Source organism: Marinobacter sp. VGCF2001 (assembly GCF_049943275.1).
Lineage (GTDB): Bacteria > Pseudomonadota > Gammaproteobacteria > Pseudomonadales > Oleiphilaceae > Marinobacter.
The window spans coordinates 67,917-91,563 of the sequence record NZ_JBNFVX010000004.1; the positions used below are offsets into that span (position 1 = coordinate 67,917).

Sequence of the window (23,647 nt, forward strand, 5' to 3'; positions counted from 1 at the left end):
GGAAGAGAGGCTATTGCCATGATGGGAGATAACATGTTCGGGAATACCATGTGGGCAGGCCACTGGCTGTGGATGCTGGTGATTGCCATTGTGGTGGTCATTCCGGCTTGGCGTATTTGCCAGCGCACCGGGTATCCGGGGTGGATGGGTGTGCTGATATTGATCCCCATCGTCAATCTGGTTCTGCTGTATTTTATTGCATTTGCAGACTGGCCCGCCGACAAAACAGGAGATCGCAATGGCTGAGCACCATCACGCCCATGACCACGATCACCACACCGATAAGGAACCTGGTGAGCACACCGCCAAGGATCCGGTTTGCGGCATGGCAGTGGATCCGCATACCGCGGAACACCGCAGCCAGCATGGCGGTAAAACCTGGTACTTCTGCTCGTCGCGTTGCCAGTCCAAATTCGACGAGGACCCTGAGCAGTACCTCGATTGGGAAAAGAAACAGCAAGAGCCGGTAGCGCCGGGCACTATGTATACCTGTCCCATGCACCCCGAGATTCGGCAGCAAGGGCCAGGGGACTGCCCAATCTGCGGCATGGCCCTGGAGCCCGAGCAGGTAAGCCTGGACGACGGGCCTTCGGAAGAACTCAAAGACATGACCCGCCGATTCTGGATCGGCCTGGTGCTGGCCCTGCCTGTACTGGTGCTGGAGATGGGTGGGCACCTCACCGGACTCGATCACATTATAGCCCCGCAGATGTCCAACTGGATTCAACTGGTGCTGGCAACGCCTGTGGTGCTCTGGTGCGGTTGGCCCTTCTTCGTCCGGGGTTGGAAATCCGTGGTTAGCCGTAACTTGAACATGTTTACGCTCATTGCCATTGGTACCGGCGTCGCGCTGATCTACAGCCTGGTTGCGACCCTGGCGCCGCAGATCTTCCCAGGCGCCTTCCGGCAGGAAGACGGGTCGGTCGCCGTCTACTTCGAGGCGGCTGCTGTCATCGTGGTGCTGGTGCTGCTGGGGCAGGTGCTGGAATTGCGCGCCAGAGAGAAAACCTCTGGTGCCATCAAGGCCCTGCTGGATCTGGCACCGGCGACGGCCAGAAAACTGGACGACGATGGCAGCGAATCCGATGTGTCGCTTGATCAGGTCAAGGTCGGTGACCGCTTGCGGGTACGTCCGGGAGACAAGGTGCCGTTGGACGGCGAGGTGCTTGAAGGCAGCTCCAACGTGGATGAATCCATGGTGACCGGTGAGCCTTTGGCAGTCAGCAAAAAATCCGGCGACCAGGTGATCGGCGGCAGTATCAACCAGCAGGGCAGCTTTATCATGCGGGCCGACAAGGTTGGCCGTGACACCATGCTGTCCCAGATTGTGCAGATGGTGGCGAGCGCCCAGCGCAGCCGCGCGCCCATTCAGGGCCTGGCCGACAAGGTGGCGGGTTATTTTGTGCCTGCGGTGATCGTGATCGCCATTATCGCCTTTATAGCCTGGTCATTCTTCGGGCCCACGCCGCCTATGGCGTTCGGGCTGATTGCAGCGGTCAGTGTTCTGATCATTGCCTGCCCTTGCGCACTTGGCTTGGCGACGCCCATGTCCATCATGGTGGGTGTCGGACGCGGTGCTCAAAGTGGCGTTCTGATTCGCGATGCGGAAGCCTTGGAGCGTATGGAGAAGGTGGACACCGTGGTGGTGGATAAAACCGGCACGCTGACAGAGGGCAAGCCGCAAGTCACCCGGCTTGTCGCGGCCAACGGGTTCGATGACAGTAGTCTCATGCGTTATGCAGGCGGCCTGGAGAAAGGCAGTGAGCACCCACTGGCTCACGCCATACTCGATAAAGCCAAGGGCATGGACCTGAAGCTTCCGGATGCGGAAGACTTTGACTCTCCGAATGGTAAAGGGGTTACCGGTCGAATAGACGGCAAGCGGGTGCTACTTGGTAACCGCCTTCTCATGGAGTCGGAAAATGTCGACACCACGCGATTTGACGGCGACGCCGACCAGCTCCGAAAAGATGGTGCTACCGTGATTTTTGCTGCTGTCGACGGAAACGTCGCAGGGTTGCTGGCGATTGCCGATCCGGTCAAGGAAACCACCGAAGCCGCTATTTCCGCGCTGCAAAAAGACGGCATCCGGGTGGTCATGCTGACCGGCGATAACCGCACTTCAGCTGAAGCAGTTGCCCGAAAACTGCATATCGACGAAGTGGAAGCGGAAGTCCTGCCGGAAGATAAGGGCAAGATCGTCCAGCGCCTGAAAGACGAAGGCCGTGTTGTCGTGATGGCGGGTGACGGCGTAAACGATGCGCCTGCACTGGCAACGGCGGATGTCGGTGTGGCCATGGGCACCGGGACCGATGTCGCCATCGAAAGCGCCGGCATTACGCTGCTACGCGGCGACCTGATGGGCATTGTCGAGGCGCGCCGTTTGTCTCTGGCGACCATGCGCAATATCCGTCAGAACCTGTTTTTCGCCTTCGTTTACAACTCCGCCGGTGTTCCGATAGCGGCAGGGGTTTTGTACCCGTTTTTCGGGATACTGCTGTCGCCCATTTTTGCAGCGGCCGCCATGTCGCTGTCCTCGGTCAGCGTGATCGTGAATGCGCTGCGTTTGAGGGTGGTGAAACTCGGGTCAAAGCAATGAACTTCTGAATCATTGGAGGTAGCTATGTCATACACGATCGATCAAGTTATCAAAGATGTCGATTTCGAGGACGTGGACAGAAGAGCGCGTCAGGCCCTCACTGATCACGGGTTCGGTGTGCTGACAGAAATTGATGTCAAAGCCACCATGAAGAAAAAGCTGGACAAGGATATGCAGGCCTATCGGATTCTCGGGGCCTGCAATCCTGGCATGGCCTGGGAAGCCATCGGTGTGGAGCCTCGCGTGGGTGCCATGCTGCCTTGCAACGTTATTCTTCGTGAGGTTTCGGAGGGCATTGAGGTAAGTGCAGTGGATCCATTGGCTTCCATGAGCGCCATCGATAATGACGAGCTCAAGCAGGTTGCCGGGAAGGTCAGGGATATGCTCTCTGAGGTTGTGGAATCGATCTGAAGCCGGTAGAGGCGTCGATTTGCTGCAGTGCCTGCGGTTTGCAATGGATTAGCGAATTAGCCAGGCGAGCGCATAGCCCAACTGAACACTGGAAATGCAAATAGGACTCCTCATTTGACGACGGGATACCTATTTGATGTCAGTCATATTATGGAGAAGAAAAAAGGAAAAAAGATATGGATATAAAGACTTTTGGACAACTGATCGACTGGACGCGCGATCTGCACTCACATCTGGCGAGCTGTCTGTCCCATTGCGCAACAAAGCACGAGGAAGAACGGGCCCGTGCGCTTTTGGATTATCTGGCAGCTCATGAATCGGAAATAGAGCGGATCGTGAACGAGTTTGAGCATCAAGGGGATAAGAAGGCACTGGAAACTCGGGTGTACGACTACCTGTCCCATAATCCGATCAAAACTCATCGAACCTGCGACGAGCCTTACGCGAAGCTTGATTTTGATGGTATCTGCCGGGAAGTGTTCGACTTTCATGATCAGATTATTGATCTCTACAAAACGCTGATTGGAAAAGCCGAAATTCCAGAAGCAAAAGAGCTGTTCGAATCTCTTTTGGCGATGGAGGAAAATGAGTCGATGAGACTGGCTCGTCAGGTTGGCCGAATGCAGGATCTATGAGATCCGAGCACTTTTGCTGACAGCTTAATCCCTTTGAATGTTTCCAATTGAGGCTCACCTTCACACCTCAAAGACGGGCGCAAAGCCACCTCCCGGCGTTCGAAAGTTGGTGGCCTGGCCCTGGTACACACGGGCAGCGGCAAGCAGATGTTGCCCGGCATAGGTGTACAAACGGATATCGACCTTTCTGGTGGTGACCGTGCCATCCACTCTCAGGGTGCGTTCTCCGGCGGGAACGAAGTTCTGCGCGATGTAATCACCCTTCAGGATCTCTTCGAAAACGCGGCGAGTTAGTTTTTCGCCCCGATAGACGCCCTTGCTGCCATGGCCCGCTACCGGTTTGAAAAACAGTTTACGCCGGTTGCTCCACAACTCCGCCTCATCACTTGCTGAAACCAGCCGGGTCTTCGGTACAGCTCTATCCAGAAATCCTGCCTCGGTTTCACTCAGGCCCCAGTCGCGCAGGGTTTGGGCATCAGATAGCAGGATCAGGTTCCGTTTGTCGGCCATCAGCGCATGGGCGCGTGGATTGGGCGTGACGACCGCCGCGCCGTCGAGGTAGGCGCGCCTCAGCGCCCCAAGAGCCGGGGCCTCCAAGGCAAAATCCACCAGGCGGTTGTACACCATGTCAATAGGCTTGCCGTGGGCGCTCAGGGCACCATCAACATACTCAAGCTCCGATGGGTCGAGGATCAAGGTCTCTATGCCTCTGGCCTGGAATAACTGCTGGGCCAGTTGGAATTCCGGGAACATAAACTGGGATTCTGGGGCATCGTCCACAATGGCCAGCCAACCGGGCGTCGAGTCGCCACCTTGCCGTTCCCACTCCTGCTGGAACATGGCAAACACCGCGTCCTCGAACCCATCCAATGCACGGTTGGTGCCAGCGGTCTGCTGGGACGGGTCACAGCATCGGTGTTGAGCCCGGGCCAATACCGTGTTCAGAAATGCGCCGCCGGCGTTGGTGTTGATTTCGATCAGCTGAGGCCCGTTCTCGCCCAGGTGAAAGTCGTAGCCCATGAACGCCCCGATGGGGCCTGGATCAAAACCGGCGATGTCCGGCGCCCAGGACAGAGCTTTTTCCTTATAGGGCGGAAGCTCGGCTGCGGATTCGATCGCCTGAACAATCCGCTCCATCGTCGCGATGTCAGCCTGGGGAACAAAAACCGGCGTGTTTGAAAAGAGATGATGGATCTCGGGAGTGGCCGGCGCCTCGTTCCCAGTGTCTGAAAACTGCTTCTGGAGGCTGTCAGTGAGCGCTTTTCGGTCAAGGGTGATGCAGTAACACTGCCGGTTGAGCTGGTCGGCGTGGGTTTTGGTTGTTCGCTGGTTTTCCTGGGGCACGTCTTGCATTGGTCGTCCATGGTCATTGTGAATCGTTCCACCTTGATTCTGGTCAAACGAATGCATGTTTCGCAACTGTTTTCAGGCCTGTTTCAGCTTGGTGTGATGGACTGCCAAGTAATGACCATGCCTGTTCGGGATCTTGCTTACCGGGCGAGGAGATCTTACTGAAACCCTCTGACCAAAAAGGGCACGCTATGAACCATTCGTTGCGCAAGCAGTGTATTGCTGGTATTACGGCCAGTGTCGCTATGAGTTTTTCGCTGATGGTGGCCGCAGACACGAACCGGGCATTTGTTCCCATGGGCACAGCGGATGCCGTCGGCGTTATTGATCTGGAAAACCGCAAGGTGACGTCGTCCATTGGCGGCACCCTGAATACCCACGGTTCGGCACTGACCCCGGATGGCCGGTATCTGGTGGTGGGTAGTTTGTCGGCGCATGATCGTCAGAAGCCGGTTAGTCGCCCCGAAGGCATTTCAGAAGATGAACACGCCGCTCATCATGGGGGCGGGAAGTCTACTGAATTGGAAGCAGGGAGTACGGGGCTGCTCTATTTGGTGAACACGGCCACAAAGACGATTGACCGCAAACTGGAAGTGCCGGGGCCGGTGCACCATGTGCTGGTGACTTCCAACGGTCGCTATGCCGTTTCCACGCATCCTGCTAGTGGCAGTATCAGCGTTGTGGATCTGGATTCCGGTCAGTTGGTCAAAACTGTGGCGACGGGGCCGGCCCCCAACTATCTGGTGCAAACCGACGACGGCCAATCCCTTCTGGTCAGCAATACCGGTAATGGCACGGTCAGCGAAGTGGATACCGAGCACTGGTTCGTCGAGCGCAATTTGCGAGTTGGCGGCAACCCAGAGCATATGGTGCTTGCCCCCGGCAACCAGCGGCTCTACGTGAATGATGCTGCATCCGGCCAGGTTCTTGTCCTTGAGCTTGCCAAAGGCGCGGTGGCGAACCGGTACGAGGTTGGGGAGGCGCCCCATGGCGTTGGCTTGAGCGCAGATGGCCAGACCCTCTATGCCACCAGCCAGGGCGGCAACCAGGTGGTCCGGATTGAGCTAGCCAGCGGCGCCCGCCACACCAGGCCGCTGGCTCCTGCGCCCTATCATCTTGCGGTCTCTCCCTACGATGGCCAGCTACTGGTGACCAGTCGGGCAGAGAACAAGCTTTGGGTGCTCGACCCGGAATCCCTCGATGTGGTTGATGAGATCGCGCTGAGCGGCATAGGCCATCAGATATCCCTTGAGGCCCATTAGTACCCTGTTCTGACACTGGCTTTTTCGCAAAGGAACCGCTCATGGATCGACGCTTTAAAATTACCTTGGCAATGTTTGCCGTTATCGCACTGGTTCTACTCTGGGGAGAACACAAGGTTCATCTGCTTGGCGCCTTGCCCTGGCTGATACTGCTTGCTTGTCCGCTGATCCATATTTTTATGCACGGAGGGCATGGAGGACATGGAGGACATGGAGGACATGGAGGACATGGAGGACATAACCACCAGGCAGAGCAACCGGGAAAGAGTGGAGAGCAGCGTGATGACTGATGGTGCATCGGATTATGGCCTTTGGAGCCTAGTGGTGCTGAATTCGGCGATTTTCATATTCTTCACCTTCAGTTTTTTCAAACCGCAGACCCGCCGGGACTGGCGTTCGTTTGGTGCTTTCAGCGCGTTTCTGGTGGCACTGTTCACCGAGATGTACGGGTTCCCGCTGACGCTCTACTTCCTCTCCGGCTGGCTGCAGAGCCAGTATCCCGACGTGAACTGGTTGGCTCACGACAGTGGCCACTTGCTGGAAATGCTGTTTGGTTGGAAGGGTTCCCCACACTTTGGGCCGTTTCATCTCTTGAGCACAGTGTTTATTGGCCTCGGGTTTTATCTGATTGCGGCTGGCTGGCGTACCCTGTATGCCGCGCAAAAGGCAGGGCAGTTGGCCACAACCGGCCTGTATGCCCACGTTCGCCACCCCCAGTATTCCGGCTTCGTGCTCATCATGTTCGGTTTTCTGCTGCAGTGGCCAACGCTGCTGACGCTGGCCATGTTCCCGGTGCTGGTGTGGATGTACTCGCGCCTGTCTATTCACGAGGAGCGTGAAACAGAAAAAGCGTTCGGCTCCGATTGGCGGGCCTATGCAGCCAGAACTCCCCGTTTTATTCCGCAATTGAGGAATTTGAGGCGCAAGGAAATCGAGGAACAAGAATGATGCATGGGGCAACTATCTCAGTAGGCGTTCTTGCAGTCGCACTAATCAGCGGCTGCGGTAAACAGACGGTGGATGACCGCTGGTACACACAGGCTGAGGTCGAGCGCGGCGCAGTGGTGTTCGACGACAACTGCGCAAGCTGCCATGGCGGCAATGCCCAAGGCGCTTTCAATTGGAAAAAGACTCTGAAGGATGGCTCTTACCCGCCGCCACCGCTCAACGGAACAGGTCATGCCTGGCACCATTCCTTCGACACGCTGATGGGTACAATTAGTCAAGGTGGCGCCCCCATGGGTGGGAAAATGCCGGCCTTCGCAGACGAGCTCTCCAGGGACGATCAAAAAGCCGCTATCGCCTATTTCCAGAGCAAATGGGACAAGCGGATCTATGAGGCATGGTCTGAAAGGAGTGGGCTCTGATTTCTCTGGGTAATCAGACGATTAACTCAAGGAGGCAGCGTATGAAATGCTTATGGGTGGTGGCTTTTCTAAGTGTTTTTCCGGGCAGTGCGCTGGGTGGTGCGCCCTCGGCGGAATCATTGATTGAGGGGATGGAGGCCACCCTGTGGTCGGACAGCAACCACGGCCGTTTCACCATGCGTATCGAAACCGAATACTGGACCTGGGAACCGGACCTGGAGGCCTGGATGGTTCGGCAGGTTTAAGATGGAATTATAGCGAGTTAATGCCGGTAGTCACATGGACAGGCACAGGGGGTAATTCCTCTTGCACAATGGGTTTTCTTGCCACCGATAACGGGCCTGATTGTCAAATGGATGTTTCTTGGGTGGTTGACTCTGAGAGCCAAATGAAGAGGCATCGTGGAAGTGAAGTAAATTACTTTCTGTATTTTCAATATTTAATAAATAGTCGACTGTCGTTCTAAGAGACAGTCGACTACTGGTTATTCTCTAACACGCTGGATTTATTTAAGTATGATTGTGGTGTGTGTTTCTGACTGATATTTTTTGCTGCTTATTGACATTGGACCCGTTCATTGATTTGCGAGATTGCATGTCTTTCATACAGGTCATCATTCTGGTTTTCGTGTCGACTGTTTTGTTCGGGTAAGTGCGCGCTTCATTAATCCGATCGGCCAATCCTGAATTGGCAGTGGCCATGGTAGAAAATAAAGTGGCAGCTGCGGCAGCGATAATGATTTTTTTCATGATACTCTCCTTAATTGCCTTAAACCGTTCAAGAAATTCAGTTCAGTTTCAGTTTTCTGTGATTTACTTGAGCGCGATCAGGACGTCGACTGCTCGAAGCCCGAGCCAGCCGGCGCTTGCGTCTCCACGAGTTGACTTTACCGCAGGGATTACCCTGCGGTATTTTTTTGCCTTTGTTTCAGAGCTTTGTGATAAGCCCGGCCTTCTTCCGTCATCATTTGCACGCGAGCCTCAAAGCCCCCTTCGGACATCGCATTACGTGTCATGTCTCTGTGTAAGCGCTGCATCTCTTCATTCTTAAGTATTTCTTCAATGGATGATTTGTCCATCATTTGGCTGTGCATGGCCTTCATGTCCTTATTGTCTGACATGTTGCCGGCGAGTACGGACGTTGAAACAGTAACTGCTGCTGCAAATATAAGAAAATTTTTCATTATTACACCTCCTAGTTGGTTGGTGAGTTAATTAAAACATCGGTTTCTGAATTGATCCTGAAAGAAATAAGAAAATTTAAAATAAAGTAATTTTTTTCAGGAATAACAGTATCTTGATATAAATCAAATTGTGAATTTTCGTTCTGCAATTCAGTTTGGTTTCAGATGAGCGCTATAAGATTGCGAGTCAGAAACATTTCAATGGAGATATAACGTTGTCCATTCTTCCTCACCTTATAAAGCCGGCCTTTCTCGGTGCTCTGGTTTTGACCAGTTTGCCCGCTTGGACGGCAACCAGACTTGAGTTAACCGGCGCGATTGATGCGGCCATCGAGAATGATCCGTGGCTGCGTCAGAGTGTGCAGATGCAAGATGCTCTGTTGGAAGAAGCTGTTGCCGATGGGGCACTCCCGGACCCCCGGATGACGCTTGGTGCCGCGAATTTGCCCACGGATACTTTCGATACCGGACAGGAGCCAATGACTCAGGCCACCATTGGATTTACCCAGCGAATTCCGCGAGGTAATAGCCGTCAGTTGGCCAGCGCAAAAAAAGAGGAAATGGCAGGCGTTCAGCCTTTTCGACGCGAGAACCGCCGGGCGCAGGTCATGGAATCGGTAACGCATCTCTGGCTTGAGGTCTGGCGATCCCAGCAAAGCATCGAACTGATTGAAGATAATCGTGCTCTGTTTCAACAGTTAGAGGATGTCGCAGAGGCTGGGTATACCTCAGCAAGCATGGGTTCCAGGCAGCAGGATGTTATCCGTGCCTCGCTGGAACTGACGCGACTTGAGGACCGGCTGACGGTGCTGCATTCGCAACAGGCATCGAACCGCGCGGAGCTGGCAGAGTGGATCGGCCCGGACCAGGCCAAGCTGGCTGTCAGTAAAGATGTACCCAACGAGTTGCTGAGAGTGTTTCCTCTGGGCTGGGCTGAAACATCCGCAGAGGCACTGATCCGTCATCCGTCAATCCGCGCGACTGATCAGCTGATTGATGCCCAGAGTGTTGACGTTGACCTGGCTCGCCAGGCCTACAAGCCGGAATGGTCAGTATCTGCACAATATGGATACAGGGAGCGGGCACCAAACGGTCAGGACAGGGCCGACCTGTTTTCTGTAGGCATTGGCTTTGATCTCCCGATCTTTACAGGCAACCGGCAGGATCGAAAACTGAATGCATCAGTGGCGCGACTGGAGGCGGCAAAAACAGAACGTATTTTGCAGATCCGGGGACTTCAGGCCAAAGCCCGTGCGGCCGTGGCCCGGATCGAACGACTGGATGACCGCATAGAGCTCTATGAACAGACCCTGCTGCCGCAAATGGAGGCGCAGGCAAGCGCAGCATTGACTGCTTACAACAACGATGACGGCGACTTCGCCGAAGCGGTACGAGCGCGAATTGCAGAGCTTAATACCCAGGTTGAATTGATACAGATGATGGCCGAGCGGGCCAAGAATCTGGCGAGTTTCCGTTATCTGACGTCCGACACTTCCGACATACCTTCCTTTTCACTGAATCGTTACCAGGACTGACCATCATGGCTAATTTTGCTCGCCCTTTGGGCTTTGTATTGCTCGGCGGCCTCGCCGGTGCAGGGGCCACGTACTGGCTTGACACTGACGCGACTTCGACGCCTGCAGCTGAAATGGCCGCTTCTGGCCCAAAGGAGCCGCTGTATTGGGTAGCCCCGATGGACCCCAATTTCAAAAGTGACAAACCCGGAAAATCCCCGATGGGGATGGATCTGATCCCCGTATACGAGGAGGGTGGGTCAGCTGAGGATCCAGCCGGCACGGTCCGAATTTCACCAACGGTCGTCAACAACCTTGGGGTTCGAACGGAGCCGGTGATTCAGGGGCGCCTGCCTAACAACATTACTACCGTAGGCTACGTGCAGTACAACGAAGACGAGATGGCCCACGTGCACCCTCGTGTTGAAGGCTGGATCGAAGCGCTTTATGTCAAAGCCGAGGGCGAGCCTGTTAAGCAAGGCAAGCCTTTGTACACGCTGTACTCGCCCACCCTTGTGAATGCGCAGGAAGAACTGCTTCTCGCGATGAACCGTGGCAATCAGAGACTGGTTGATGCTGCTACCGAGCGATTGTTGGCGCTGAACGTACCGGCTAGTCTGATCAGCCAACTGCGCCAGAAGCGCGAAGTCCAGAGAACCATGACGGTTTACGCTCCGGGTTCCGGGGTGATCGAGAATCTGAATGTTCGTGAGGGTATGTTCATCAAGCCCGGAAACCGGGTTTTATCGATTGCCGCACTGGATGAGGTCTGGGTGATCGGCGAAGTGTTTGAAAGCCAGCTTTCCGCCGTAGAGGCTGGTAATCGGGTGCAGATGACGCTGGATTACATGCCCGGTCGCGAGTGGCGCGGAAACGTGGATTACGTCTACCCCGAAGTGAACCCGAAAACCCGGACGGCGCAAGTGCGGATGCGCTTTGATAACGATGATGGTGTTCTGATGCCAGGCATGTTCGCTCGCCTGGATGTTCAGGGCGAACGGGGACAGCGGCAGTTTCTGGTGCCACGGGAGTCGGTCATCCGCACCGGACAGAGCGATCGACTGGTTCTGTCGATGGAAGAGGGCGCCTTCAAGTCGGTTAACGTGAACGTTGGGCGCGTCGGCGACAAGTATGCGGAAATACTCAATGGCCTCTCGCCAGGCGACACGGTGGTCACATCCGCCCAGTTCCTAATCGATTCGGAATCCAGCAAAACCTCGGACTTCCAACGGATGTCATCGCCTCAGGATATGGATGAGCAGGGGATGGATCATGAAGGCATGGATCACAGCACCATGAGCCATGGCGGAGGCGAGTCATGATTGCCGCTATTATTCACTGGTCTATTCGTAACCGCTTCCTGGTGTTGCTGGCGACGTTGCTTATCACAGGGCTCGGCCTTTATTCGCTGAAACAAACGCCGGTGGATGCTCTGCCGGATCTGTCCGATGTGCAGGTCATTATCAAAACCAGTTTCCCAGGCCAGGCGCCGCAGGTGGTGGAAGACCAAGTGACCTACCCGATGACGACAGCCATGCTCTCGGTACCGGGCGCGAAAACGGTCAGGGGATACTCGTTCTTCGGTGACTCCTATGTTTACGTGATCTTCGATGAAGACACCGACATGTACTGGGCCCGCTCCCGGGTACTGGAATACCTGTCCCAGGTTGCGCCCAGCCTTCCAGACTCTGCAAGGCCTCAGCTCGGGCCAGACGCTACCGGAGTTGGCTGGGTTTACCTGTATGCGCTGGTAGACCGCACTGGGAACCAGGACCTAAGCCAGTTGCGCAGCCTGCAGGACTGGTTCCTGAAGTACGAACTGCAAACGGTGCCGGGTGTCTCTGAGGTGGCTGCGCTAGGCGGTATGATAAAGCAGTACCAGGTCAAGGTCAGCCCGGAAAAACTCAGGGCGCTGGGAATTCCTCTGGCTCACATCCAGAACGCCATTAAGAGAGGCAACCAGGAAGTGGGCGCCTCCGTCATCGAGATGGCCGAGGCGGAATACATGGTGCGCACGTCTGGCTATATAAAGTCCCGTGAGGATCTTCTGTCGATTCCATTAGGACTCGATGACAACGGTACCCCCATATTGCTGAAAGATGTGGCCACCGTTGAAGTTGGCCCGCAGATGCGGCGTGGGGTTGCCGAACTGAATGGGGAAGGTGAAACCGTCGGCGGTGTTGTGGTGATGCGCTTTGGTGAGAACGCTCAGGCAACCATTAATGGCGTGAAGGCGAAACTGGAAGACCTGAAATCCAGTTTGCCTGAAGGCGTCGAGGTGGTGACGGTTTACGATCGCTCTGGTCTGATTGAGCGGGCGGTCAATAATCTCGGCTTCAAGCTGCTTGAAGAGTTTCTGGTGGTGGGCCTGGTGTGCATCGTCTTCCTGTTCCACGTGCGCTCGTCGCTGGTGGCGATTCTTAGCCTTCCCGTGGGTATTCTGGCGGCCTTTATCGTCATGCACTGGCAAGGCATCAATGCCAACATCATGTCACTCGGGGGGATTGCCATCGCTATCGGCGCCATGATTGATGGTGCTATTGTAATGATCGAGAACATGCACAAACACATGGAGCGAACCCCGTTAACGTCTGAGAACCGATGGGAAGTCGTTGCACGGTCAGCCTCTGAGGTCGGGCCCGCGCTGTTTTTCTCGCTCCTGATCATTACCGTCAGTTTTGTGCCGGTGTTTGCCCTGGAGGCGCAGGAAGGGCGGATGTTTTCTCCCCTGGCGTTCACCAAAACCTACGCCATGGCGGCGAGTGCGGCCCTGGCGGTGACGCTGGTGCCGGTGCTGATGGGCTATTTCATTCGCGGCAAGGTGCTGCCGGAGCACAAGAACCCCGTGAACCGCCTGCTGGTTGGCGTTTATATGCCGGTGCTGAAGCTGGTGTTACGCTTCCCGAAAACGACGGTTATTGTTGCGTTGCTGGCATTGGCTGTGGGCCTTTGGCCAGCCACCAAAATCGGCAGTGAATTCATCCCGCCACTGGATGAAGGCGACCTGATGTACATGCCCACCACCTACCCGGGCATCTCCATTGGTAAGGCTCGGGAACTGTTGCAGCAAACGGACAAGCTGATTGCCACCGTACCCGAAGTCGAAACCGTGTTCGGCAAAGTGGGGCGGGCGGATACCGCTACCGATCCGGCTCCATTGACGATGATCGAGACCTTCATCCAGCTCAAGCCGAGGGATCAATGGCGGGAAGGCATGACCACCGAAAAGCTGAAGCAGGAGCTCAATACTCTGATTCGGTTCCCGGGGGTAACCAATGCCTGGGTTATGCCGATCATCACGCGCATCGATATGCTGGCAACGGGTATTAAAACGCCGGTGGGCATCAAGATTGCCGGCCCGGACCTTACAGTCATCCAGAATATCGGTAAACGCCTTGAGGAAGTTATGGTAGACATCCCCGGTACAGCCTCCGTTTACTCTGAGCGAGTCGCTGGAGGCCGCTACATCAAGGTGGATATTGATCGTGAGCGTGCCGCTCGTTATGGGCTGAATATCGCTGATGTTCAGCAGGTAGTGGCCTCCGCTATTGGTGGAATCAACGTTTCCAGAACCATCGAGGGGCTTGAGCGCTACCCAATTAATCTGCGCTACCCGGAAGATTACCGGGATTCGCCCGAGAAGCTGGAGCAACTGCCCATCGTGACCGCATCCGGCCAGCGCATTGCCCTGGCAGATGTGGCGGAGATCGGCGTGGAGGATGGCCCGCCGGCCATTAAGAGTGAGAATGCCCGCCTGAACGGCTGGACCTTTGTGGATATTGAGGGTGTCGACGTAGGCACCTATGTTGAACAGGCCATGGTTACCGTGAGTGAAGAGCTGGATCTACCTCCCGGTTATTCAATCAACTGGTCTGGTCAGTATGAGTACATGCTCCGTGCGAAGGAAAAACTGACCTATGTGGTGCCGTTAACGCTGGCCATCATCGTCATCCTGCTGTTTCTTAACTTCCGCCGTTTTGCCGAAGTGGGGATTATTATGGGCACGCTACCGTTTGCGATGATCGGTGCTATCTGGCTGATGTATCTGCTTGGTTATAATTTTTCGGTAGCCGTCGGTGTCGGTTTCATTGCGCTGGCCGGCGTTGCGGTAGAGATTGGGGTGATCATGCTGGTGTATTTGAATCAGGCTTATAACGCAATGCTGGAAACGTGTGATGACAAAGGGCTGACGCCAAGGCGAGAAACCCTCCGCCATGCCGTACTACACGGTGCCGGTATGCGGGTTCGGCCAATCATGATGACGGCGGCCGCCATTATCGGGGGGCTTGTGCCCATTATGATTGGCACCGGTACAGGGTCGGAGGTGATGGGCCGGATTGCGGCACCTATGGTGGGCGGTATGATTTCCGCTGTCATTCTGGCGCTGCTGGTGATTCCTGTGCTCTTTTATCTCTGGAAACAGCGAACTCTTGGTGAGTAACGCCGATAGCAAGGTGCCAAGATTCGGCCTGGCACCTTGCTATCACGTCTTTACCGGTTATCACGATCATTCGCAGAGTGCCTACCCGTCTACTGCGCATATTCCAAAATCTATTTGCCTGAACGTTCGCTTTGCGACCTAAGCGGCTAGAATGCGGCGCCATGCCCAACCTGACCCTCACTGCAATTGGTAGTGAACCGGCTGCAGCGGCGCCGGTGCCGGGTCGCCCAGGGCTTCGGCCACGCTGATTTCGTGAATCCGGCAGATGGCATCCAGAGGCAGGTCGTTGGTGTGCCGGCCAAAGGGGAATTCGAGCTGTTCTGACAGCCGGTCTAGCCCGAAAAAGGTGTAGGCCACGATGGCGGTGAACACCGGCGTAAACCAGCCGGCAACACCCACCAGCCCGAACGGCAACAGGTAGCAGTAGACATAGGCGGTACGGTGCGCCAGCAGGGTATAGGCAAACGGAAGCGGGGTCAGGGCAATGCGTTCTGAGGCCGCCTGAATGCCAGCCAGGTTGTGCAGGTGCCGGTCGATGGCCGCGGTGGCTACCGAATCCAGCTCGCCCGCCCGGCGGGCTTCGGTCAGCACGTTTCCGGCCTGGTGCAGCATGAAGGCGGCCGGGTTCTGGGCGTTCAGGGCCTGGTCGATCAAAGCCGGTGGCAGTGCCTCTGGTAAGTCGTGCCGCACATCTTCCCCCCGCAGCTGGCCGCGCAATAGATGAGTGTGCGCCAGGCACCGTATTAACAGAGCCCGCTGTCGCTCCGTGTTCAAATAGATATTGCCGGTGCGCGCCAGGCTGCGTATTTCATACACCATGTGCCCCCAGTGTTTTCTGGCTTCCCACCAGCGGTCGTAGGTGGCGGTGTTGCGCACGCTTAAAAAAATGGACAGGGCAATGCCCATGATCGTGAATGGCAGCAGGGAATAATCCACAATGCCGTCGAGGTAGTGGTGGCGCGACACCCAGGTTACTGCGGCAGCAAATAGCCCGGCCAACGCGATGTGCGGCAGAATGTGGGGAACAACGGACCCTTTCCAGGCCAGCATGAGCCGGAGAGCGCCGGGGCGTTCGCGGACGATCATGTTCGAAACTCCTGTCATTGATGCTTGGGCGCAGAGAATAACCCAAAGCTCGCCAGAAGACAGTTGGAGGTGTTGGTCACATACCGGCTATTTTTGCATCAGGTTTCCCGAGCCCCTGTGTCGCGCGGCTCCCGGGTAGTTAACCCGAGGTTCCCAACAATGTTATCCACAGCTTTTGTGAGTAACTGGCCACTGGCCGGTTTCTATTTGCGCGATTTGTTTGGCCAGGCCTTGCTTTTTTACTTCTTTTGAGACTAATAATTTATATCCATATATCAGCCACTAATAGCCCAATTTTGCATCAATTTCCCGGAGCCCCTGTGGCGTGGGGCTTTCAGTTACTTAACCCTAGGTTCCCAACAACGTTATCCACAACTTTTGTGAGTAACGTAAGTGGCACTACCGGTTTACCCACAAGCCACTACTGACCAGAATCCCCTCCCTCAACGTAATAGTTTGCCTGCTCACTAAATGGTTAGGGTGTATGGGAGCCTCCATGAAAGCTGTATTTAACGCGTATTTGAATACCTCACTGGTGCTGCGCATTGGCGTTGCGCTGGTGCTGGGCCTGGTGGTTGGGCTGGTGGGCGGCCCGACGGTGGCTGAGTGGCTGAACCCTTTGGGCGACTTGCTGCTTCGATTGCTCAAGTTCCTGATTGTGCCGATTGTTCTGTTCACCCTTATGGTGGGCATCAATCAGGCTAACCTCGGCAGTATGGGGCGTGTGGGCAGGAAGCTACTGGGTTTTTATGTGTTGACCTCTGCATTAGCCATTGCGGTTGGGCTGGTCGTCGCCTCGGTGTTTGCTCCCGGCAGTGGTCTGGAACTGTCGTCTTCGGCGAGTGTCGATGTGCCGGAGAATCCAGGATTTGTGCAGGTGCTTTTGAATATTGTGCCCACCAATATCGTGGGGGCTTTTGCCGAGCCGAACCTTTTGGGGATTATTTTTACCGCGATTGTGTTTGGTATTGCGCTACTGAAGCTGCGGGAATCACAGGCGCACTCAGAAGCCGCCGAGCGTGTTTACGGGGTGGTTTCCGGCCTTAACGAGGTCACCATGAAGGTGATGGCCGGGGTACTGCAGTATGTGCCGATTGGTGTATTCGGCATTGTCGCCAGTACCGCCGGTGAGCAAGGCATGAACACTATCCTCGCCCTGGGCGATATGGTGATGGTGTTGTACATCGCTCTGGCGGTGCAACTGGTGGTCTATGGGGTTCTTATGCGCCTGAATGGCGTTAGCCTGATGGACTTTGTGCGTGAGGCGCGGGCGCCGGTCGCCACGGCCTTTGCCACCCAGAGTAGCTCTGGCACGTTGCCCCTGACCCTGAACGCCGCCCGGCGTATGGGTGTTCCGCAAAGTATTTACGGCTTCAGTCTGCCGCTGGGTGCCACCATCAATATGGATGGAGCGGGTATCCGCATCGCTATTTCGGCTGCATTCGCGGCCAATGTCATTGGCGTGCCTCTCGACATGATTACCATGCTGGAAATTGTGTTGATCGGGACCCTCGCTTCCATTGGTACGGCCGGTGTGCCGGGCGCAGGGATCGTGATGATTGCCACGGTATTCGCCCAGGTGGGCCTGCCCATTGAAACTGTGGCGCTGCTGGTGTCCATCGATGCTTTGGTGGGTATGGGCGCTACAGCGATGAACGTGACGGGGGATCTGGTGTGTACGTCGGTGATTGCCCGTTCCGAAGAGAAGCATGAGGCGACAGAGACAGGCCCGGGCGCGGCGATGCCAGAGCAGCAATGGTCTTACGGGCGGGAATGATCTCGAGCTTGCCCAAATACGCAAAAAGCCCCAAGCGGGGCTTTTTGCGTTTTGACTGACGCCTCTAGTTATTCAGGGTCAGCTTCATCGATTGCGCTATAGCGGTGGGGTTGGTTTTACGGCCATCACGATGAGTAACGCCGTTGAGCCAGGCTTCCACGGCCTCCGGGTTTTGATGCATCCAGTGGCGGGCCGCCCGGTCCTGGGGCACAAACTGGTTCAAAATCATATCCATTACCTGGCCTTCCATTGCCAGAGAGAATTCCAGGTTGTCCAGAAGGGTCGCGACGTTCGGGCACTGTTCGGAAAATCCGGCTCGGGTATTGGTGTACACCGTGGCACCGCCTTTATTCGGCCCAAAGTAATCGTCACCGCCATCCAGGTACGCGATATCAAAGCGCTCGTTCATGGGGTGGGGCGCCCAGGCCAGGAAGACAATCCACTCCTGATCACGAACCGCGCCATTCACCTGAGCCAACATGATGCGCTCAGAGGTTTCAATCAACTCAAACGGGCGTAAACCAAAGGCATTGGAATTGATCATATCGAGGATGAGCAGATTGCCATCGTTGCCTTTTTCGATGCCGTAAATGTTGTTTTCAAACTTGTCTGCAAACCGGGCGATGTCCGAGAAGTGTTTGACTCCGGCATCGTAGACGTACTGCGGCACGGCCAGGGTGTATTTGGCGCCCTCGAGGTTGGCGCCCAGCCGCTCGACCTTCTGGGCCTCAATCAGCGGGTCTGCCACCGGGGCCATACTCGGCATCCAGTTGCCCAGAAAAACGTCGATGTCGCCCTTCGCCAAAGCATCGTAGGTATCCACAACGGATTGGTTGGAAATATCCACATCGTAGCCAAGAGCCTGCAGCAGTTCCGAGGCCACAGACGTGGTTGCCTTTACATCGGTCCAATCGACAATACCAAATCGCACCTGATCACACTGTTCGGCGGCATGAGCGGTTTGGCCAGCCATAACCGATGCAAAAAGCACCAGAATCAACATCGTTCGCATATCGAATCCTTAATTGAACGCTCAATTAATAAAAAATTGGCGGGGATCATACCTAAGGCTGATTGAAAATGATATGCGAGTTCATGCTGTAAGAGGTTGTATTTGTGACAGTTTACGTCATTTTGTTACTTTTTTTGGGGTTCGGTTGTGGGGTGCATGACCGAGCGCACTGGATCAGTCCCTGACGCACGCCTGAAGTCTGTTGTGTATGGTTTCGCTCAGACTTGGCGATTCTGCAACTGCCCCACATAGGCGGCGGTAAAGGCGGTTTCCTGAAAGGCTTTCAGGCCTGTCTCTGCAAACGCAATGGGCAGCGGGTTGGCGGCCAGGGTGGATTTGATCAGGGCCGGGGGAAGCAGGGTCACCGTTAACTCGATACTGGTGATCAGTTGAATGGCCGCTTCCATTTTGAAGCTGACGGCGCCACCGGCAAACTTGCCTTTCGGCATCCGCTCTTTGATCGCAACCGTGGAGACCTCGTACTCGGTCATCAACTCCGCGAAGGTCGCCTGAAACCGCTGCAGATCTTCCCGACTATGATTTTTGGGCAGTGACAGCTTGCGCACCTTGCATTCCGGCAGGTTGAACTGCCCGCGATCCATATTCAGCATACATACCACGGCGTCACTGCCTGTCAGTTCCACTCCACACACAATCATCGTTATTGCCCCTTGTGCCACGACAGCGATTGGTCCTGGCATTGCCTGAATTTGAAACCGCCAACGCAATGTTTGCCTCGTTGCGGGACGGGGATATTACCACGATGACAGGCTCTCAGGTTCTTGTTGTGCGACCGGGGTTTCAGACACCTTCTTTAAATTTGGCTTTGCAATTCCCGCTCATGCACATGGTGCAGTAGTGCTCGCGATCCTCGTGCTTTGGGCCTTTCGCGATCGTGATGCCGCAGCCGTTGCAGAGCAGAAGGGCCACGTCTCCTTCAACCTTTACAACTGCATACTGGTAAGTCATAAGCTTGCTCGCTCTGCGTGGATATGGGCGGTATGGTATTGAGCTGTCGCCTTTTTGAATTGACTAATAGTGTTACGCATTCAAACTAAAGCCAGATTGCAGTCAACAGAGCGTTGCTGAGCTTGCTATGCACTCAATAAGCAACCGAAGTAAAATGGCATGACACTTCACGGAGAGGCCGAGACTGGATTTCGATTGCGGCCCGAAGCCGAGTTCGCCCGGCAGGCGCTGGGAATTGAACCTGCCATGCTGATCAGGATGTAACGATGCAAAATATCTGCTCTGAAGAAAGCTTGTCGCAATTGCTGCAGTCCAACCCTGCGGTGCTGCTTCTGTATGGAGGCGCGAACTGCGGTGTGTGCCAGGCCATCAAGCCTCAACTGGGGAAACTGTGCAAAGAAGAATTTCCGGGAGTGGTTACCGCCTACATTGATTGTCAGGAGTCTGCCGGCCCGTTGTGTGCCGCGCGGGGTATCTTTTCTTTGCCGGTTGTCCAGCTGTGGTTCGAGGGGCAACGGTTTGCGGAATTTGCCAGGGTGTTTTCGATTGGCGATGTGCGGGCAGCGCTGGAGCGGCCTTATGGGATGTTGAACTGATGGGGTGGGGAAGGGTGTGTTCAGTTTGCATTAAAAAAGGCAGCCGAAGCTGCCTTTTCTGATTACGTATTGGCTGTTATTTACAGGCCAATCACGTTCTCTGCCTGGGGACCTTTCTGGCCCTGGGTCACGGTGAATTCAACTTCCTGGCCTTCGGCCAGAGTTTTGAAACCGCTACCCTGAATTGAGCTGTAGTGAACAAAGACGTCTGCACCGCCTTCACGAGTGATAAAACCAAAACCTTTTGCTTCGTTGAAGAACTTAACGTTGCCGGTAATTGTAGACATAACTATTTATCCTGAAATTAATCAATAAGGTGCCGCCAAATGATCGTTGTGATCTTTGATCAGCGATATGCGGGAAACAAAAAAACGTGCAGGATCAAAAACAGGACAAAAGGTGTGACAACACAAGAGGTCTTATTCGTGAAATGCTTTGCTAAATCTTTCCAACGAGACTGACAGTACGCTAATTAAGAGCCCCTGCATAGCAAAGTTTCGGATATGGGTGAAATAACTTCATTCCGGCCTTCCGATGCTAAACCCTCTTTTGGGTTGCCGAAGAGATCAGTGCGGCGATCTCCCGGCCAATTGCCCGATGCTCCACCAACTGATCAAACCACTCGTTGGCCACGTCGTCGTTGGTCAGCCCCAGTATGGCCCCAAGCACCATCCCCCGATGAACATTGTCGCCGCCCAGGTTGGTGTTCACCCGCAGAGCCAGCCATGGGTCGTTGCGGTATTTGTACGCCAGGTACAGCACCACTGGCCAGGAGTCCGAAATGTAACACGCAGACGAATACATCCGGCCCACCACCTGGGAGTCTGGCAGGTTTCGGTTTGCCAGGGCCGCGACATCCAGGCCTCGTGCACCCTTACCGGCTTCTTCGAGAAGCGTTTTAATGCCTTCTTCGTCTGGCTTTTCCAGCAGGCCGCACAGCAGGTTTACATAGCGGTCGCACACCTGCATCAAGCCTTCATCCGGATGGGTGAGCGCGAGATGTTCCCGGCAAAGTGCCTGAATGGCTGCCATGCCTGTGCCCCGGAGACGCTCAGAAAAGACCAGCGGAGCAATGGTCACCAGGCCGCCGATGGACGGTGTGTCGTGGGTGACCATGGCGCATTGCTCGGGCGGCCTGCCTTTGGCCAGGTTGGCGAAGAAGCCGCGATGATACGACTCGGCGTAAGTGTCCGGATGCTCAGGAGGGTCGGCGGTCATAAAACCAATGTAGGCTTCGAGGAAGGCCTGTGACCGGTAGTGCCCGCTGGCTTCTGAGAGGCAGCGCATCAGTACTCGGCTGCAGTGCGCGTTCAGCGTGTTCTCACCGGCAATCATGCCGTGGTGATAGTGAACGTTCGGTACGTTCCAGAATTGTGCCCGGCCCTTGAGAATAAAGTCTCCGACAATCTGCGGTTCCTCTTGGTTTCGGTTGCCCCCATGGCGCCCGCCACGGCTTGTGGAGTGCAGCGACATGATGGAGGAAGGGTGAAAGTCGGGGGCTGCCTCGAATTGTTGGATGCCGCCGGGAAATGCCTTTTCAATATCCATCGGGTTGTAATACCAGTGCACGGGCATGGCCAGGGCATCGGCGATGAATTGGGTCTTCAGGCTGGTGCTGATGCTGTTTGCGTAACTGGAGTGTGTTGGCACTGGACGCTCCCGGCTGGATGTGTCCTTGTTAATACGATCATTTGTGATGCGCGGTTTTTCAGGACATCATGGAGCATCATCGCCGGCCGGTTTTTGCCTGGCGTCGACAGGCATGAACGCTAAACGCGGCGGGTGAATACCAGCAATTCGTTGTTCGCGGGCATCGCGATATCCGCCTGCATTGCCAGGCCCACCTGCCCGGCCAGCTCCGCCAGTGCTTCAATATCCCGTATGCCCATGTGAGGCGCGTTGGCTTTCAGGGATTGGTCGAAGGCCCGGTTGCTCTCGCTGGTGAACTCGCCCTGATGCCTGAACGGCCCATACAGGCAAAACGCGCCATCGCTCTGCAGGTGCGCACCGATACCCTGAAACATCTGCTCGACCTCTTCCCGCGCCATGATGTGGGCGGTGTTTGCTGAGAATGCCCAGCGGAAGCTTTGCACGGGCCAGGGAGCGGTGCCCACGTCCAGTTCGAGTATGGGGTGGATGTTTGGCAGCGCGGCTTGCGCTAATCGTGCGGTTGCCAAATGCGCGGCCCTTGGGTGGTCAGTGGGCTGCCAGCGCAGATGAGGCAGGGCAGAGGCAAAATGTTCGGCGTGCTGGCCGGTGCCGGTGCCGATTTCCAGTACGGTGCCGGATGCGCTGAAAATGTTGCGCAGCTTTGCCAGGATGGGGCCTTTGTTGTTTTCGCAGGCCTGGGAATAGGGGAGTTGGGTGTTCATGACGGCGTTTCTCCTTTTCCGGAACGGTAGCATAAAACAGTGTTTTTCTGATCAGGCCGTTATAATGGGACGACATGAATCAGTACAGAGAACACTATGCCAATCGAAAAGAATCAGGTGGTCCTTTTTCACTACAGTGTGCGTGATGAACAGGGTAATGAGGTTGAAAACTCCCGGGGTGGCGAGCCCAATGCCTACCTGCATGGCCACGGGGGCATTATCCGGGGGCTGGAAGAGGCTCTGGAAGGCCGCGAGGCCGGTGACACGTTCAGTGTGACCGTGTCACCGGACAAAGCCTACGGCGCGCGCCAGCCAGACGCTATTCAGCGGGTCCCCATCAAACACCTGATGGGCGCCAAGCGCTGGAAACCGGGCATGATCGCGCAGGTAAAAACCGAGCAGGGGCCCCGGCACGTTCTGGTTGCCAAGGTGGGGCACAAATTTGCAGATGTGGATACCAACCACCCGATGGCCGGAAAAACCCTCACGTTCGACATTGAAATTACCGACGTGCGGGCGGCGGATGCCGAGGAGATCGCCCATGGCCATGTTCATGGGCCGGGTGGGCACCATCACTGACAACCGGTGGTTGGTAAGGTAACAGCCGGGCCTGGTTGCTACTCGGCGTCAGCCGTCTCGTTAAGCAGCTCCGGCTTTTTCAGGGCCCGGGTGAACAGGTCCTTTTCTTCCGCAATGGCCAGGGCGCACTGCTCGGCCAACTCTTCAGACAGGCCGCTGACCTTGCGCTGCAGGAACGCGGCCACTTCTTCGGAAAGTTCGAGGATTTTGTCCCGGGCATCGGCTTCTGCTTTGGACGAAAACAGCATTTTGTCCGGGTTTTTCAGTGCCATGTCCAGTCCGTCCCTCTCGGAATAATAAAGTGCTTTTACGCCCATGGTATGCCATAGCCTCCGGGTAATGATGGTCGGCAAGACCGTTTGATGAGTGGGCAGTCTAGCACGAGTGGTGTATATTTATACAGTGTTTTGAGGGCTGGCGTTCTGGTTCAGGTATTGATCGATCAGTGGCTGTGTTTCGTCAGTCATTTCTGTGATTGAATAAATGGTCTCTAC

The 23,647-nt window shown here is 55.5% G+C and carries 25 protein-coding genes; 15 read left to right on the forward strand and 10 right to left on the reverse strand.

The window, feature by feature from the left end; all coding sequences use genetic code 11:
• Positions 1–18: 18 nt before the first annotated feature.
• The 4 genes from ACP2AU_RS06970 (at position 19) to ACP2AU_RS06985 (ending at position 3,645) form a co-directional block, all read left to right on the forward strand.
• Complete coding sequence (locus ACP2AU_RS06970) at positions 19–246, forward strand: hypothetical protein (protein WP_048496390.1); 228 nt, start codon at positions 19–21, stop codon at positions 244–246.
• Positions 239–2,599: a heavy metal translocating P-type ATPase gene (locus ACP2AU_RS06975; RefSeq protein ID WP_426375391.1), complete on the forward strand. Its 2,361-nt coding sequence runs from the start codon at positions 239–241 to the stop codon at positions 2,597–2,599. The genes ACP2AU_RS06970 and ACP2AU_RS06975 overlap by 8 nt, the downstream gene beginning before the upstream one ends.
• A gap of 24 nt (positions 2,600–2,623) precedes the next feature.
• Positions 2,624–3,010 (forward strand): DUF302 domain-containing protein, encoded by a 387-nt coding sequence (locus ACP2AU_RS06980; RefSeq protein ID WP_104739845.1) that lies wholly within the window; start codon positions 2,624–2,626, stop codon positions 3,008–3,010.
• A 176-nt stretch (positions 3,011–3,186) separates the two neighbouring features.
• Positions 3,187–3,645, forward strand: coding sequence for a hypothetical protein (locus ACP2AU_RS06985; RefSeq protein ID WP_022990672.1), 459 nt, complete (start codon positions 3,187–3,189; stop codon positions 3,643–3,645).
• Between the two features lie 60 nt (positions 3,646–3,705).
• Here ACP2AU_RS06985 and ACP2AU_RS06990 read toward each other — a convergent pair whose 3' ends face one another.
• Positions 3,706–4,998, reverse strand: coding sequence for a hypothetical protein (locus tag ACP2AU_RS06990; RefSeq protein ID WP_142947944.1), 1,293 nt, complete (start codon positions 4,996–4,998; stop codon positions 3,706–3,708).
• Positions 4,999–5,186: 188 nt separating this feature from the next.
• Between ACP2AU_RS06990 and ACP2AU_RS06995 the strand changes: the two genes are divergently transcribed.
• The 5 genes from ACP2AU_RS06995 (at position 5,187) to ACP2AU_RS07015 (ending at position 7,869) form a co-directional block, all read left to right on the forward strand.
• A complete protein-coding gene (locus ACP2AU_RS06995) occupies positions 5,187–6,257 on the forward strand; it encodes a YncE family protein (protein WP_426375392.1) in 1,071 nt (356 codons plus the stop codon).
• Between the two features lie 71 nt (positions 6,258–6,328).
• Positions 6,329–6,547 (forward strand): DUF2933 domain-containing protein, encoded by a 219-nt coding sequence (locus ACP2AU_RS07000; protein WP_246166816.1) that lies wholly within the window; start codon positions 6,329–6,331, stop codon positions 6,545–6,547.
• A complete protein-coding gene (locus ACP2AU_RS07005) occupies positions 6,540–7,205 on the forward strand; it encodes an isoprenylcysteine carboxylmethyltransferase family protein (RefSeq protein WP_426375393.1) in 666 nt (221 codons plus the stop codon). Before ACP2AU_RS07000 ends, ACP2AU_RS07005 begins: the two co-directional genes overlap by 8 nt.
• Complete coding sequence (locus ACP2AU_RS07010) at positions 7,202–7,624, forward strand: c-type cytochrome (protein ID WP_022990666.1); 423 nt, start codon at positions 7,202–7,204, stop codon at positions 7,622–7,624. The genes ACP2AU_RS07005 and ACP2AU_RS07010 overlap by 4 nt, the downstream gene beginning before the upstream one ends.
• A 41-nt stretch (positions 7,625–7,665) precedes the next feature.
• Positions 7,666–7,869, forward strand: a complete 204-nt coding sequence (locus tag ACP2AU_RS07015; RefSeq protein ID WP_022990665.1) for a hypothetical protein — start codon at positions 7,666–7,668, stop codon at positions 7,867–7,869.
• A 264-nt stretch (positions 7,870–8,133) separates the two neighbouring features.
• On the opposite strand, the gene ACP2AU_RS07020 is transcribed toward ACP2AU_RS07015, so the two are convergent.
• Together ACP2AU_RS07020 and ACP2AU_RS07025 are read right to left on the reverse strand one after the other, a co-directional pair.
• Positions 8,134–8,373 (reverse strand): hypothetical protein, encoded by a 240-nt coding sequence (locus tag ACP2AU_RS07020; protein WP_426375394.1) that lies wholly within the window; start codon positions 8,371–8,373, stop codon positions 8,134–8,136.
• A gap of 149 nt (positions 8,374–8,522) precedes the next feature.
• Entirely contained in the window at positions 8,523–8,807 is a 285-nt protein-coding gene (locus ACP2AU_RS07025) for a hypothetical protein (RefSeq protein WP_426375395.1), read from the reverse strand.
• 275 nt (positions 8,808–9,082) lie between these two features.
• Between ACP2AU_RS07025 and ACP2AU_RS07030 the strand changes: the two genes are divergently transcribed.
• The 3 genes from ACP2AU_RS07030 to ACP2AU_RS07040 are packed head-to-tail and all read left to right on the forward strand — an operon-like array spanning position 9,083 to position 14,762.
• Positions 9,083–10,342, forward strand: a complete 1,260-nt coding sequence (locus ACP2AU_RS07030) for a TolC family protein (RefSeq protein WP_426375484.1) — start codon at positions 9,083–9,085, stop codon at positions 10,340–10,342.
• A 5-nt stretch (positions 10,343–10,347) separates the two neighbouring features.
• Complete coding sequence (locus ACP2AU_RS07035) at positions 10,348–11,643, forward strand: efflux RND transporter periplasmic adaptor subunit (protein WP_426375396.1); 1,296 nt, start codon at positions 10,348–10,350, stop codon at positions 11,641–11,643.
• Positions 11,640–14,762 carry an efflux RND transporter permease subunit gene (locus ACP2AU_RS07040; RefSeq protein WP_426375397.1) on the forward strand — a complete coding sequence of 1,041 codons (3,123 nt, stop codon included), beginning with the start codon at positions 11,640–11,642 and terminating at the stop codon, positions 14,760–14,762. Before ACP2AU_RS07035 ends, ACP2AU_RS07040 begins: the two co-directional genes overlap by 4 nt.
• Before the next feature lie 177 nt (positions 14,763–14,939).
• On the opposite strand, the gene ACP2AU_RS07045 is transcribed toward ACP2AU_RS07040, so the two are convergent.
• A complete protein-coding gene (locus ACP2AU_RS07045; protein ID WP_426375398.1) occupies positions 14,940–15,848 on the reverse strand; it encodes a bestrophin family protein in 909 nt (302 codons plus the stop codon).
• A 496-nt stretch (positions 15,849–16,344) separates the two neighbouring features.
• Between ACP2AU_RS07045 and ACP2AU_RS07050 the strand changes: the two genes are divergently transcribed.
• Positions 16,345–17,625, forward strand: a complete 1,281-nt coding sequence (locus ACP2AU_RS07050; RefSeq protein WP_426375399.1) for a dicarboxylate/amino acid:cation symporter — start codon at positions 16,345–16,347, stop codon at positions 17,623–17,625.
• A 64-nt stretch (positions 17,626–17,689) separates the two neighbouring features.
• On the opposite strand, the gene choX is transcribed toward ACP2AU_RS07050, so the two are convergent.
• On the reverse strand, positions 17,690–18,637 hold the full coding sequence (gene choX, locus ACP2AU_RS07055) for a choline ABC transporter substrate-binding protein (RefSeq protein WP_426375401.1): 948 nt from the start codon (positions 18,635–18,637) through the stop codon (positions 17,690–17,692).
• A 218-nt stretch (positions 18,638–18,855) separates the two neighbouring features.
• Positions 18,856–19,296 carry a DUF3010 family protein gene (locus tag ACP2AU_RS07060; RefSeq protein ID WP_426375402.1) on the reverse strand — a complete coding sequence of 147 codons (441 nt, stop codon included), beginning with the start codon at positions 19,294–19,296 and terminating at the stop codon, positions 18,856–18,858.
• 576 nt (positions 19,297–19,872) lie between these two features.
• On the opposite strand from ACP2AU_RS07060, the gene ACP2AU_RS07065 reads away from it, so the two are divergent.
• Positions 19,873–20,202, forward strand: a complete 330-nt coding sequence (locus ACP2AU_RS07065; RefSeq protein WP_426375403.1) for a thioredoxin family protein — start codon at positions 19,873–19,875, stop codon at positions 20,200–20,202.
• An 80-nt stretch (positions 20,203–20,282) separates the two neighbouring features.
• On the opposite strand, the gene ACP2AU_RS07070 is transcribed toward ACP2AU_RS07065, so the two are convergent.
• The 3 genes from ACP2AU_RS07070 to ACP2AU_RS07080 all read right to left on the reverse strand — a co-directional run bounded on the left by ACP2AU_RS07070 (position 20,283) and on the right by ACP2AU_RS07080 (position 22,574).
• Positions 20,283–20,489: a cold-shock protein gene (locus ACP2AU_RS07070; protein WP_219474292.1), complete on the reverse strand. Its 207-nt coding sequence runs from the start codon at positions 20,487–20,489 to the stop codon at positions 20,283–20,285.
• Positions 20,490–20,739: 250 nt separating this feature from the next.
• Positions 20,740–21,852 carry an ADP-ribosylglycohydrolase family protein gene (locus ACP2AU_RS07075; RefSeq protein ID WP_426375404.1) on the reverse strand — a complete coding sequence of 371 codons (1,113 nt, stop codon included), beginning with the start codon at positions 21,850–21,852 and terminating at the stop codon, positions 20,740–20,742.
• Between the two features lie 119 nt (positions 21,853–21,971).
• Positions 21,972–22,574 carry a DUF938 domain-containing protein gene (locus ACP2AU_RS07080; RefSeq protein ID WP_426375405.1) on the reverse strand — a complete coding sequence of 201 codons (603 nt, stop codon included), beginning with the start codon at positions 22,572–22,574 and terminating at the stop codon, positions 21,972–21,974.
• Between the two features lie 96 nt (positions 22,575–22,670).
• Here ACP2AU_RS07080 and ACP2AU_RS07085 point away from each other — a divergent pair, with 96 nt between their 5' ends.
• A complete protein-coding gene (locus tag ACP2AU_RS07085; RefSeq protein WP_426375406.1) occupies positions 22,671–23,153 on the forward strand; it encodes an FKBP-type peptidyl-prolyl cis-trans isomerase in 483 nt (160 codons plus the stop codon).
• 38 nt (positions 23,154–23,191) lie between these two features.
• Here ACP2AU_RS07085 and ACP2AU_RS07090 read toward each other — a convergent pair whose 3' ends face one another.
• Positions 23,192–23,470 (reverse strand): YebG family protein, encoded by a 279-nt coding sequence (locus ACP2AU_RS07090; RefSeq protein ID WP_426375407.1) that lies wholly within the window; start codon positions 23,468–23,470, stop codon positions 23,192–23,194.
• Positions 23,471–23,647 lie beyond the last annotated feature (177 nt).